This is a genomic window from Paenibacillus sp. JCM 10914 (assembly GCF_001315105.1).
GTDB lineage: Bacteria > Bacillota > Bacilli > Paenibacillales > Paenibacillaceae > Paenibacillus_AQ.
The window spans coordinates 63,599-76,343 of record NZ_BAZR01000011.1; the positions used below are offsets into that span (position 1 = coordinate 63,599).

Here is a 12,745-nt window from a genome sequence, read left to right on the forward strand (position 1 = left end):
GTGGGGAAGAGACTCCCACACCGCTATTTGTTATGCAGCCATGATTTATTTCGTTCTTCCGTATTGCTTGCCGTAAGCGACGGCGCGTTTGTATAAACTTTGATCTTTTAAATATTTGAGCGGATAGAATTGCGGACGGGTGTTGACCTCAAGAATCCATGGTCTGCCCTTGGAATCAATGGCCACATCCAAGCCGAGTTCCTTGAAACCTTTGTAATGACGGTCGAAGTTGTGTCCGGTGGCAACCCCCAATTCCTTCAATTCCGATTCCATCTGCTGGATGAAAGAGCGTCGAAGCCTGCTCTAGCCATGGTCCTATTAAATGTGCCGATGGTGCCGCCTTGATTATAGTTCGTAGCTACTTTGCTCGGATTGCCGATTTTGGTGAACAACACCGTGCTGACCCAATTTCCTTGCGTAGTCTTCTGCACCATCACCCGGGTGTCGAACGGTTTGCCGTTGCTTTTGGCTAAGCGGATTCCTTTTTGAAGCAGGTAAGGACGGGAACCCGCATGTCGGTTTAATTCTCGGAACAACTGATCGGTATTCTCGTAGGTGGTTTTCTTTGTATTCAACTGTTTTTGATAACCTTGGTCTGTTTTGCGAATACGAATAATGTTGTTACCGCCAGATCCGCCCGTCGGTTTGAAATAGACATTCGCGTAATCAGATAGCATGGATTTTAGGTTTTTCTTACTGAATGGTAGGGTCGCCGGTATATATTTCCGGAAGTAAGCTTCTTCCATGAGCCACTGGGTTTTCTTCCATTTGCTTTTAATAGAGCTGCTTTTGTATTTCATAGCAGAAAGGCTCACCTCTTCTTTTTTTGACAGCATATGCCGAAAAAGTAGACGGAGCCTCCACGATGGCCTTAAATGAAATTATTTGTTTGAAAACAATTTTTTATCGAAGAACAATATGATGATAAATAACACCGCAGCGATAAGCAGAATCGAAGCTGGAATGATAAAGCCTAGCAAGGTTGCTGTATTCTGCATTTGATAATAGAGCAGCATGCCGATTGGCATCAGTCCGCCACCGATCATGCTGGTCAAGAAGTGAAGGGAAGCCGTCTTCTTCATACTGAGCTTCTCTCTAAATACATAGTAGAACATACCGTAGGCGAACAAGGTCAGCCAGCCGACTACCAGAATATGGGCGTGTCCGGCTACCATGCTGTAACTGCTTCTGCCTGCCATGTCAGCTCCGATGAGAGCGCCCATTAGCATATATATAGCTGCGATACGCATCAGCCATTTACCGTAATTCAACATGTTTGAATCCCCCCTGTACATGAATCCACTTCAATATACAGGAGATATATGAACGGAGCATGAACAAACTTTGTACAGCAATTGAACAGGCGGATACCATTTACTATAATCAAGGTTGAGCCATATTAAGGAGTGAATGTGTTATGCGAAGTCCGCTCATTGCCTACTGCCTGTCGAAAAAAGCCGCTACCGAGGATTATCCTTTCGGACCCGAACCACTTGTGATGAAGGTAGCGAACAAGATGTTCGCGTTATTAGTGATAGCTAACGGAGAGGTCAGTCATATTTCCCTCAAATGCGATCCATTGATCGCAGAGAATTTGCGTGAGCAGCATGACGCGGTGCAGCCCGGGTATCACTTGAACAAAAAACATTGGAACACCGTGACGATCGATGGTTCATTAACCGAATCCGATTTGCACGATATGATTGATCATTCATACGATCTGGTCGTGAAGAGTCTGCCGAAAGCGAAGCAGTTGGCGATCAGCCAACGGTTAGTGTAGCCTAGGAGATTTACAAAGGCCTCATGCCAAGCGTGCCCACTCTATGAATCTATTCGGGTCTATCATTTCATAATATAGTTAAGCATTGAATTCTATCCGCGAAGAAGGTTAACTGACATGGGATTATGGGTACGTGAACGTGGTTTTTACAAACGCTTTTTCTGGTTGACACTTATAATCGGGATGCAGAACCTGATATCGGTCGGCGTGAATTTATCGGATAATGTGATGCTGGGAGGGTACAGTGAATCCGCGCTCTCGGGTGTAGCGCTGGCGACGCAAATCCAGTTCTTGCTGCATATGCTCGTCATGGGTGTGTGCGAGGGGCTCGTCATTATGTCGTCCAGATTCTGGGGAGCCAAGGACATGGATTCCATCAAAAAATCAGCCAGCATCGGCATGCGTCTCACCATTGCGCTTAGTTTGGTGATGTGGGCGGTTATTTTCTTTCTTCCGCACGAAGTGCTGTCCATCTTTACGAAGGATGCGAACGTGATCGCGGCCGGGGCTGAATACTTGAGCATCATCTGCTTCTCCTACGTGTTCTTTGCGATTACCAGTTCTCTGCTGGCCACCCTGCGAAGTGTCGAGACGGTCAAAATCGGCTTTGTTGTCTCGCTGTCCACGCTTATCATTAATATTATTCTGAATTATATTCTCATATACGGCTACTTGGGATTCCCGGAGCTCGGCGTGGCGGGCTCGGCGATTGCAACGCTGACGGCAAGAGTCATCGAATGCGTAATCGTCATACTGTACATCAAGCGGTTTGATCGGAAAATCATGTTGAAGCTGCAGGACTTCCTGCAGTTTGATGCTGCACTCTTCAAGCAGTACATCCGCGTCGCTCGCCGATTCTAATGTCCAATGCGATATGGGGGCTGGCGATGGGCGCCCAGACGGCGATCCTCGGGCATATGGGTGAATCCGCGATTGCCGCCAATAGCATCGCCAATACGATCTTTCAGATGGTGACGGTTATCGTGTATGCATCAGCCAGTGCAACCGCCGTCATTATAGGTAAGACCATTGGCGAGGGACGGATGGGTACGATCAAAACTTATGCCAAGACATTGCAGCTCCTGTATGTGCTGTTAGGCCTGGTTACGGGTGCGGTGTTGTTCTTCATCAAGGACTACGTCCTTGGACTGTACGCGATTTCCAGTGAGGCCAAGACTCTTGCGCTTCATTTCATGACCGTCCTGTCGATTACCGTTGTAGGTACGGCTTATCAGATGCCGGCGTTGACGGGCATCGTGCGCAGTGGGGGCGACACCCGATTCGTTCTATATAATGACCTGATCTTCATGTGGCTTATCGTACTGCCCTCTTCGGCCTTATGCGCTTTCGTGTTTGATCTGTCGCCTCTTACGGTGTTCATCTGCCTGAAATCGGATCAGATTCTGAAGTGCTTTGTGGCCATCGTGAAAGTGAATCGCTTCCGCTGGATTCGAGCGTTTGCTTCATAGGGATATAACATAATCAGGGGCTGTTGTCGGCACGGTGTCAATCACCCACCGAGAACAGCCCCTGTTCCGGCTTTATATGGAAGGCAACCATTCAAATCCGCTCAATGAGACTGATGTTTGCTCTGCTTCATCTAGAATCAGATAAGTCGCTTGATAACTGCTTTGCGCTGCGCAGAGCTTGCCGCCGTTATGATTCTACGCCTGTTGCAGGTGTCAGAAATGTTGGATTAGACAAGGTATATATTTTACGAGGTTGTTCCCTGAGAGAACGGATTCTCTCAGGGAACAGTTTTTTTAAATACAAGTAATTATATAGGAAATTACGTATTTTGTTGTTCGAGGATGATCGATCTGATACTAAAATGTTGACAATTTCCGAACATTATGGACTGAAATCAATCCTATTGTTCTGTGATATCTGCAGTTATCCCCCAAAATTTTGCTAAAAAACACATTAAACTACATAAAACGCTAAATTTTTTACTTTGACATATGCTCACGGATACCATACGATATGAGTATAAAAATAGTGTTTTTTATAGGAGGATAGGGTCAGGAAATGAAAAAGACATGGTCAATTCTATTAACACTCGCATTATCCGTAGGGCTGCTAGCAGGTTGCGGTGGCAACAATGATTCTACTGACAATGGTACAGCAACTGGCGGTACGGACGGATCTCAAGATAAGAAGAAACGCATTGCACTCGTACTCCCCGAGAAGATAGGTGTGAATCCATTTTTTGCTTTGATGGATGAAGGCATTCAAAGGGCGGCTAACGATTTTGACGTTGAAGTGAAGACGATTGAATCTACCGATCCAGCTTCGATTGAACAGAATTTGCGTACAGCGGTTGCCGAGAAGTATGATTTGATCATTACCTCGACTTTCCAGATGGAGGATGCACTCAGGAAGATCGCTCCGGAGAACCCGGATGTGCCATTCGCCATCATTGATACAGTAGTAGAACTGCCGAATGTCCGCAGTGTCGTGTTCCGTGAGCATGAAGCAGCTTATCTGCTGGGTGCGGCTGCAGGATTGGCAACACAAACCGACAAAGTAGGTAACGTCGTAGCTGACGATATTCCGATCATGCATAAATACATGACTGGTTTTGCTGAAGGTGCCAAATCGGTCAATCCTGACGTAGAAATCTTAGTCAACTTCGTAGGTGGATTTACAGATCCAGCCAAAGCAAAAGAGCTTGCGATTCTGCAAAACTCTAAAGGTGCTGACTTTGTAGCCGGTTTATCCGCAGTAGGTGACTTGGGGATCTTTGAAGCCGCGAAGGAGAACGGATTCTATTCTTCCGGACAAGACACGGACAACACCGGCATCGATCCTGATCACGTCGTTCTGGCCCAATTGAAAGGTGCGGACGCTGTCGTATACGAAACGGTAAAAGACTTCTCAGAGAACAACTACACATTCGATATTCGTGACTACGGCCTGAAGGAAGGCGGCGTGGGTCTCACTTATGTAACGCATGAGAGCGAGACGCCGCTGAATCCGTTCATTGGACAAGAGATCGTGGATCAGCTCAAGGTGATTTCCGAAGATATTATATCTGGCAAGATTAAGGTAACCAACGCTTTGGAACAGAATTAGTTCTCACTTGAGACCGGCTGCACATAGGCAGTCGGTCTTTCATTCAGAAGGGAAAGGAAGGCATGACGGTAATGCTACTCCAGATGGACAGTATCACGAAGAAATATGGCGAATTCAGCGCAAACCGCAGCATTGATTTTTCGCTTGCGGCCGGTGAAGTTCATGCGATTGTCGGAGAGAACGGAGCAGGCAAAACAACGTTGATGCGGATTTTGTACGGCATGGAGCAGCCTACATCCGGTACGATTCGGATCAATGGCAAGGAAGTATCGTTTGCGAGTCCGCTGGATGCAATTCGAGGCGGAATCGGGATGGTGCATCAGCATTTCATGCTCTTTCCTTCCTTTACCATCGCTGAGAATATCGTCATTGGCAACGAACCGGGCACGGGTGCAGCGTTCAATCGCAGGGAGGCTATTAAGACAGTAGAGGGACTGTGTGCCCAGTACGGAATGAAGGTCGACCCAAATGCCGTCGTAAGCAGCAGCGCACCTGGCGTTCAACAGCGGGTCGAGATCTTGAAAGTGCTCTATCAGGGCGCAGAAATCATCATTCTCGATGAACCGACCGGCGTGCTTACCCCAATTGAGGTTCAAGAGCTGCTCCAAGCGATAAAACAGCTCTCCAAGCAAGGTAAGAGCTTTATCCTGATCAGCCATAAACTGAGCGAGGTGCTGGATGTTGCGGATCGGATCACCGTTCTTCGGGACGGGGCCGTGACCGGTGTTGTCAATAAGCAAGAGACCGATGCACATCAATTGTCCCGGCTTATGGTCGGACGTGAACTCGCCGAGTTGGATCGCGTTCCGATTACGCCGGGCGAGAAGGTGCTGGAAGTATCGGATGTGACCATTAACGGCACTAAAGGCAAGCCAGTACTAGATGCCGTTAGTCTGGACGTGCGGGCAGGCGAGATCGTAGGCATTGCCGGTATTTCCGGTAACGGACAATCCGAATTGCTTCAGGTGATTTCGGGACTGGCTCAGGCGGACAGTGGCCGTCTCGCCGTTGCAGGCAAAGATGTCACGGGCATGTCAACAAAGGAGATTCGGGAGCAAGGTCTGGCTCATATTCCCGAGGATCGCTATGTATGGGGAGCTAACCGGACGGCAACCGTGATGGATACGGGTCTTATGGGTCACCAACGCCGATTGCAGCAGAACGGATTCTTGAAACTCAAGGATATTCGTAAGGTTGTATCGGGCTGGGTACAGAAGTTCTCGATCAAGACGGGGTCGCTGGAGACCAGCACGCAATATCTGTCCGGCGGTAATCTGCAGAAGCTGATCGTGGCCCGGGAGCTTGAGCAGGGAACGCCGTTTCTGATTGCGGCTGAACCGACGCGCGGTGTCGATATCGGTGCGATGGAGACGATTCACGGTGAATTGCTGAAACGGCGCGAATCGGGAACAGGTATTTTGCTGGTCTCATCTGAATTAACGGAAATATTAAAATTATCCGATCGGGTTCTTGTCATGTATGAAGGACGAATCGTTGGGGAGTTGCCAGCGAAGGAAGCGACAGAGGAACGCGTAGGACTGCTGATGGCGGGAGGAGCTTAATTCATGAACAGATGGACCAAACTAACGCTTCCGCTCTTGCAGCCGATTGCGGCGATTATTGTCGCTTGCTGGCCGGAGCGATTGCGATCGTTATTGCAGGCGGGGACATCCTGCAGACCTATGCTGAGATGTGGAAGGGCGCATTCGGTGGCATGTATTTCTTCACGAATACGCTTGCCCGCGCCACGCCGATTATTCTGATTGGTCTTGGTGCGGCACTCGCATTCCGTGCCGGTTTCTTCAATCTGGGTGCAGAGGGCCAAATGGTATTCGGTGCATTATCCGCTGCTTTGGTCGGGTTGTACATGCCGGGACCTGGCTGGCTGGTCTGCATTGTAGCCATCCTGGCCGGTATCATTGCTGGCGGATTATGGTCTGTGATGGCAGGCTACTTCGATTCGAGATTCGGGGTTAACCTGCTGATCTCTACACTCCTGCTCAATTATGTGGCTGTATTATTCGCAGGCTATCTCGTGGCTTATCCCCTTAAGGATCGCTCGGGCTCGGCGGCGATGGCACAGTCCGAAATGCTGGATAACAGCGTATGGCTGCCCAAGCTAATTGCAGGTATGCCGCTTCATATAGGTTTTGTTCTGGCTGTGTTGGCCGCCCTGATTATATTTATTCTCTTGAAGCGTTCGGTTGTTGGTTATGAGGTCCGGATGCTCGGAGGTAATCCGTTGTTCGCGCTGTTCGGCGGCGTGAAGCGCGGGCCGATGATGATTGGGGCCATGTTCGCTAGCGGAGGATTGGCTGGCCTTGGTGGTGCGGTCGAGATTCTGGGCAGCCAATATCGTTATATTGACGGGGCGCTGTCGAATGCAGATTATGCGTGGACAGGCATCATGGCCGCGCTTCTTGCCGGCTCACATCCCATCGGTACATTAATGGCGGCAATCTTCCTGGCCGCATTGCAGACAGGCGGCATGGGCGTGGAGCGCAACACCGAAGTCCCGCTGGAAGTGGGAGCTATTATTCAGGCTGTGTTGATTCTGTTCATTTCCGCCCGCTTCACCTACAGCTTCCTAAAGCGCAGAAAGGGGACCAAAACCGATGGAACAGCTGTTTGATCTTGCGTTAATCAATACGGCCCTCCGCGTAGTCACTCCGATATTGCTGGCGGCCCTCGGAGGAGCGCTCTGCGCACGCGTCGGTTTGTTCAACGTTGGTCTGGAAGGCTTCATGCTGCTCGGGGCGTTTTCCGCTGTGGTGGGCAATTTCTATTTTGGCAACGTGATTTATGCTATTTTGTTCGCTATCGTTATCGTGTCGATATTTTCCTTCATCTTTGCTTATCTTAGTATTAACCTGCAAGCGAACGTCATCGTCGTTGGTATCGCAATGAACGCTTTGGCTGCAGGTTTGACGACATTCAGTCTGCGGGCTATCTTTGACGTCAAAGGTGCGTTCTATGACAATACGATGGTTGGCTTGCCCAAATGGAACATTCCGATTATTGAGAACATTCCGGTTCTCGGACCGATTTTAGCTGGTTTGACGCCGCTCGTGTACTTGTCGTTTTTGATCGCCGGTCTGATGTGGTATTATTTCTATCGCACGAAGAATGGTTTCCGTTTCCTGGCTGCAGGCGAGAATCCATTAGCAGCCAAAAGTGTAGGGATACGCGTACGCCGTTATCAATATGGGGCGGTGCTGGCAAGCGGCGTGCTGTGCGCGCTTGCAGGCGCGCAGTTATCGCTGGGTCAAGTGACGATGTTTACGGAAGGCATGACCGCCGGACGCGGTTTCATTGCGCTGGTTGCTACGATGCTGGGACAATCGGGTCCACTTGGGGTTGCCGCGGCAAGTTTGCTCTTCGGGTTCATGGATGCGCTTAGCATCCGGTTCCAGGGCCTGGCCTTGCCGACGCATTTCACGCAGATGCTGCCTTATGTTGTGACCATTCTGGCCATGTTCTTCTTCAAAGATAAAACCTTTCAGAAGGATGCGCTGAAGCAAGGCTCAAGCTCCAGATAATAGGCGCCTATGCCGCGCCACTGGCTTCATGTGCATGTGAACACCATGACGTTAGGCGACAGGTGATAATCAAGCGTAGAGGAGATGAGTGATCAGATGCATAATAAAGCGGAACGATTGAAGAAAATGAAGCCGGTGTCTGCCGGCAATCTGACCGATGAGCAGCGTGCGAAACTGCCGCCGGGGCAGACGTTGACCGAGAAGTTTCCGATCTTGCATGAAGGGGAAGTCCCTCAATACGACATGTCGCAGTGGACGCTGCGCGTGTTCGGTGAGGTGGAAGAGGAGCAGACCTTTACCTATGATGCGTTAATGGAGATGCCGACCGTAACCGTGAATGCGGATATTCACTGCGTTACGCGCTGGTCCAAATTCGATACGGTCTGGGAAGGCATTTTGTTCCGGGATTTCCTCAAAGGTTTGAAGGTGAAGCCCGAAGCGAAATATGTGATGTTCCACGCCGATCCGGACTATGACACGAATGTACCGATTGAAGATTTGTTGAAGGATGACGTCCTGCTGGCATATCGTTTCAATGGAGAGCCGCTGACGGAGAAGCATGGCTGGCCGCTGCGCACGGTGGTTCCGCATCGTTACTTCTGGAAGAGCGCCAAATGGCTGCGTGGCATTGAATTTATGACGGAAGACCGACATGGCTTCTGGGAGCGTAATGGGTTCCATAACGAAGCGGATCCGTTCAAGGAACAGCGGTTTAGCGGTGAAGCGTTTGATATACCGGAAGACGAATGGACACGTAAGGAGTTTGATTGAAATGTTGATGCCTATTTTGCAAGTAAACTCAGAAGATATACCCGAGTTTGTTATCGTGTGCGGTGACCCGAAGCGGGCGGAAGTGATTTCTCGCAAGCTGGAGGGTGCACGGGAGCTCGCATTCAGCCGGGAGTATCGCACGTTTGTTGGAACGTATGAAGGCGTGGAGATGGCTGTAACGAGTCACGGCGTAGGTTGCCCCGGCGCTGCGGTCTGCTTCGAGGAACTGATTCGCGCTGGTGCGAAGACGTTGATTCGGGTAGGTACCGCCGGTTCTTACCACGCGGATATTCCCGCGGGCAGCCTCGTGGTTAGCACGTCCGCCATTCGGACGGACGGGTTAACGAAGCAGCTCGTGCCGGAAGGTTTCCCCGCTGTGGCTGATAGTGAAGTAGCCGAAGCATTGTACGCTTCCGCGTTATCGATGGGAGAAGGCGTCGTTCGTAAGGGAATGACGGTGACGCTGGATGTGTTCTTCAACGGCGTGGAAGAAGTGCCGCATGCGAAGTATAAGGTGCGGGCGCGCTCGGGGTGGAGATGGAAATCTCGGCACTGTACGTGGTTGCCGCGATTCGCGGCGTACGCGCAGGTGCGATTCTGGCGACGGACGGCTTCGCAGATGCGGACCTGGCGGCTGAGTACGATCCGAATACGAACGTCGTCTCGGACGCAGTGGAACGCGAAATCAATGCGGCCTTGAAAGCGATGGCAAGCTTGGCGAAGTAAGGTTAAAGTGAAAAAACCGGAAGTGCCTGTAATACAGGAACTTCCGGTTTTTTTTGTTGGGCGCAGCTTGGCGCCGAAATCGGCACGCGCAGCTCGAGCAAGTCCCTGAGAGGGACTTGTGTCGCTGAAAACGGCACGTGCAGCTCGAGCAAGTCCTCGAGAGGGACTTATGCCGCCAAAAACGGCGCGCGGAGCCCGAGCAAGTCCCTGAGAGGGACTTGTGTCGCCGAAAACGGCGCTCGCAGCTCGAGCAAGTCCTGAGAGGGACTTGTAGCGCCCAAAGTGGCGCCCCCTACTCTTTTGATGGCTGAACAATGAAGAAAGGTAGTTTACGGGCGCCAACGGAGCGAGCATAGGTAAATAGCTGCCCTTTATGGTGGATTTCATGGTCTATCATATTACTAAGCCATACTTTGCCTGGGGCAATAAAGCCATTAAAATCCAGTGGCTGCTCCAAATGCTTGTCGGACAGCTCGGCGAATACGGCCGTTCCGGATTCCGTAGATTGCTTCACAAGTTCCTTCAGGTCATCGATCGTTTCGTACGAACTGCCAAGGGCTGGCGGTGTAAAAGCTCCCTTCGTAATCGAGCGCAGAAACATATCCGATGAGGTTGCGATATGAACAACGAGCGCTCCTAACGAATAGGCGTCCGGCCAAGGTTTATAATCAAGCCGCCCGGGATCGAGCTCCTCCAGCAACTGTTGAACGACCCCACGATGCTGCAACCAACGATGGGATTGCTGCCCTGCTTCACTCATGATTTCTCCTCCTTTAATTCATGACCATCAAATGATAAGGTACACTTGAATCAATTCTGATAAGAACATGGAAATCCTGCCGGTACACGTAATTTTCAACGATCAGAAAAAAAATTTCAAGAAATCCATCAGTTTGGTTTCCTCAAACGTTATATAAACAAGAAAGACAAAACGACAGTGAGATGTGAGCGAGGTTGGCTATGGAAGTATGGGATCTTTATGAGAATCTGAAGGAAGATCTTCACCGCTATGCCAGATCGATAGCAAAGCAGACTTACGATGCGGACGATCTGGTGCAGGATGCATTCATGAAGGCAATGAAGGAACCTAACCTGGCAGAACTGCCGGTTCATAAGCAGAAGGCCTGGTTTTTCAGAGTGATCAAAAATCGCATGATCGATATAAGCCGACGTGACAAAAGGCTCGTATCGTGGGAGGAAGATCTGGAAGATGGCCTATTCCTTAGTCCCAGCCAACCCTTGGAGATGGCGGAATGGCTCGGGAGGCTGCCGCAGTCTCTAAGCGATATTGTGTTCAAGCGTTACTGGCTGGGCATGTCCAGCCAAGAGATTGGCGAACAGTTGGGCATGCCGGCAGCTACCGTCCGGTATAAATTGCAGTCCGCGATGAAGAAATTAAGAACCTTATGGGAGGAAGATATGATATGAGCAGAGTCATTGGAAATGTAGGCATGTTGGATTTGACGGAAGCAACGGAGGAACGTCTGAGAACGATTGAGCGGATCGGGAATATAGGCGTGGTTGTGTATCGAGCCGACACGGCGCATCTGCTGCCACTACTCCAGAATGCAGGCAATATCGGAACGACGATGGAAATTCCGGAGGGTTATCAATTTTACAACGGTACTTTGAACTTAAACGAGGCATATCTTACACAGCTCGAACAGCCGCAGCATATATATGTCAACGGTTCTGTGGTCATTGATAAGAGCGTAACACAGGAAACTTATAAGAATCATCAACTGAACCTGAAAGTGAATGGCGATGTCTATGCACCTGAGCATATCGCAGGTCTCGTGACGGCTTCACTCCTGCAATCGGGAGGATCGAATGGTCAGGTGCATGCGTATCGTTCCGAACCGCGTTTTGATACAGGCAAAGTCTTGTTGACCAACGCGTACCTGAACGCCATCAAAGAGCCGCTGAACCTCGTATTAAACGGCGTTCTGCAGCTTGAGAAAGATCTCGATATGGAGCTGTTCACAGCTCGGATCGAGGGCATTCGATTGAACGGCAAGGTTATTATTCAAGAAGAACAATCGGCGTACCTGAACGAGAAGCTGAAGACATTGAATGGTGTGATTGAAGTTATCCCAGCCGGATTTGATCATGTAACCAAAGTGCTCAAGCTGAACGGACGTCACATTCGCAGATTTCAAGCACAGCGCTTTTACACCAAGAAGCCGATCCTGATTGATGCTGATGTGACTCGCGAAGCTTTCAGTCAGGCCGTATCGGAGATCCGTTCCACCTCGTTTGTCGTGTGCAGCGAGGAGATTGAGGATTTGGTATGGGAACGCTGTCTGAATCTGAACACGGAAGTCGTTAGTTACGACCAGCAGTATGTATACATTGGCGGTGAAGAGACTTGGGGGGAAGATCAGTTATTGGCGATGGGGCCTCAGACAAACTTCATAGTGGAAGGAACCTGGAAGCTGGAAGACGATGTTACGGAGGAAACGCTCAAGCGAACGTTGAAGACGATCGATCTCTTCGGTGAGATCATCGTAGGGGAAAAAAGAATTAAAGGCATTTTATACCCTTACCTTAGAGTGAACAATGGCAGTATGATAGTGAAGGGGACGGAAGAGCAGCTTGCGGGTATTGGAAATGTCGGAATGTTATCGTTATAAAAGAAAAGAGGAATCAAACCATGAATCTAAACAATGAAGATATTGCCAAACTGCATGTTCTCGAACTCCACCGGGAAATGGAACGATGCAAGACGGCAACGAAATTACGCTCAGAGCATAACGCAGCAACACAAACAAAACCAGCTGTCGGCAAACTACGCAGACAATGGAAGTCGGTTCTTGACACCATCGCCATGATGGGCAGAAGAATGCTCTAATCT

Annotated in this window: 14 protein-coding genes and 2 pseudogenes; 12 read left to right on the forward strand and 4 right to left on the reverse strand. The window is 49.8% G+C overall.

What is annotated here, in order from left to right:
* Window positions 1-45: 45 nt before the first annotated feature.
* The 3 genes from JCM10914_RS30345 to JCM10914_RS14355 all read right to left on the reverse strand — a co-directional run bounded on the left by JCM10914_RS30345 (window position 46) and on the right by JCM10914_RS14355 (window position 1,274).
* On the reverse strand, window positions 46-261 hold the full coding sequence (locus JCM10914_RS30345) for a YheC/YheD family protein (protein WP_231638652.1): 216 nt from the start codon (window positions 259-261) through the stop codon (window positions 46-48).
* Entirely contained in the window at window positions 258-800 is a 543-nt protein-coding gene (locus JCM10914_RS14350) for a YheC/YheD family protein (protein ID WP_023962083.1), read from the reverse strand. The genes JCM10914_RS30345 and JCM10914_RS14350 overlap by 4 nt, the downstream gene beginning before the upstream one ends.
* Before the next feature lie 81 nt (window positions 801-881).
* A complete protein-coding gene (locus JCM10914_RS14355; protein ID WP_023962085.1) occupies window positions 882-1,274 on the reverse strand; it encodes a hypothetical protein in 393 nt (130 codons plus the stop codon).
* 143 nt (window positions 1,275-1,417) lie between these two features.
* Here JCM10914_RS14355 and JCM10914_RS14360 point away from each other — a divergent pair, with 143 nt between their 5' ends.
* The 9 genes and pseudogenes from JCM10914_RS14360 (at window position 1,418) to JCM10914_RS14395 (ending at window position 9,891) form a co-directional block, all read left to right on the forward strand.
* Window positions 1,418-1,780: an MmcQ/YjbR family DNA-binding protein gene (locus tag JCM10914_RS14360; RefSeq protein WP_023962087.1), complete on the forward strand. Its 363-nt coding sequence runs from the start codon at window positions 1,418-1,420 to the stop codon at window positions 1,778-1,780.
* 117 nt (window positions 1,781-1,897) lie between these two features.
* On the forward strand, window positions 1,898-2,641 hold the full coding sequence (locus JCM10914_RS30350; protein ID WP_023962089.1) for an MATE family efflux transporter: 744 nt from the start codon (window positions 1,898-1,900) through the stop codon (window positions 2,639-2,641).
* 26 nt (window positions 2,642-2,667) lie between these two features.
* Window positions 2,668-3,249, forward strand: a complete 582-nt coding sequence (locus tag JCM10914_RS30355) for an MATE family efflux transporter (RefSeq protein ID WP_231638653.1) — start codon at window positions 2,668-2,670, stop codon at window positions 3,247-3,249.
* Window positions 3,250-3,808: 559 nt separating this feature from the next.
* A complete protein-coding gene (locus JCM10914_RS14370; RefSeq protein WP_023962095.1) occupies window positions 3,809-4,855 on the forward strand; it encodes a BMP family protein in 1,047 nt (348 codons plus the stop codon).
* Between the two features lie 71 nt (window positions 4,856-4,926).
* Window positions 4,927-6,417: an ABC transporter ATP-binding protein gene (locus tag JCM10914_RS14375; RefSeq protein WP_036718336.1), complete on the forward strand. Its 1,491-nt coding sequence runs from the start codon at window positions 4,927-4,929 to the stop codon at window positions 6,415-6,417.
* A 3-nt stretch (window positions 6,418-6,420) separates the two neighbouring features.
* Window positions 6,421-7,487: pseudogene (locus JCM10914_RS14380) on the forward strand (ABC transporter permease).
* Window positions 7,471-8,394, forward strand: coding sequence for an ABC transporter permease (locus tag JCM10914_RS14385; protein WP_023962100.1), 924 nt, complete (start codon window positions 7,471-7,473; stop codon window positions 8,392-8,394). Before JCM10914_RS14380 ends, JCM10914_RS14385 begins: the two are co-directional and overlap by 17 nt.
* A 96-nt stretch (window positions 8,395-8,490) precedes the next feature.
* A complete protein-coding gene (locus tag JCM10914_RS14390; RefSeq protein WP_023962102.1) occupies window positions 8,491-9,165 on the forward strand; it encodes a sulfite oxidase-like oxidoreductase in 675 nt (224 codons plus the stop codon).
* Between the two features lies 1 nt (window position 9,166).
* Window positions 9,167-9,891: pseudogene (locus JCM10914_RS14395) on the forward strand (nucleoside phosphorylase).
* A gap of 292 nt (window positions 9,892-10,183) precedes the next feature.
* Here the strand turns inward: JCM10914_RS14395 and JCM10914_RS14400 are convergent.
* Window positions 10,184-10,651 (reverse strand): DinB family protein, encoded by a 468-nt coding sequence (locus JCM10914_RS14400; protein WP_023962106.1) that lies wholly within the window; start codon window positions 10,649-10,651, stop codon window positions 10,184-10,186.
* 200 nt (window positions 10,652-10,851) lie between these two features.
* On the opposite strand from JCM10914_RS14400, the gene JCM10914_RS14405 reads away from it, so the two are divergent.
* From JCM10914_RS14405 to JCM10914_RS14415, 3 genes are read left to right on the forward strand one after another with little or no spacing between them, the layout of a single operon-like run.
* The gene (locus JCM10914_RS14405; protein ID WP_023962108.1) at window positions 10,852-11,319 is read left to right on the forward strand and encodes an RNA polymerase sigma factor; all 468 of its coding nucleotides are present in this window, start codon (window positions 10,852-10,854) and stop codon (window positions 11,317-11,319) included.
* Window positions 11,316-12,524 (forward strand): hypothetical protein, encoded by a 1,209-nt coding sequence (locus JCM10914_RS14410; RefSeq protein WP_023962110.1) that lies wholly within the window; start codon window positions 11,316-11,318, stop codon window positions 12,522-12,524. Before JCM10914_RS14405 ends, JCM10914_RS14410 begins: the two co-directional genes overlap by 4 nt.
* A gap of 20 nt (window positions 12,525-12,544) precedes the next feature.
* Window positions 12,545-12,742 (forward strand): hypothetical protein, encoded by a 198-nt coding sequence (locus JCM10914_RS14415; RefSeq protein ID WP_023962113.1) that lies wholly within the window; start codon window positions 12,545-12,547, stop codon window positions 12,740-12,742.
* The last annotated feature ends 3 nt before the right edge of the window (window positions 12,743-12,745 follow it).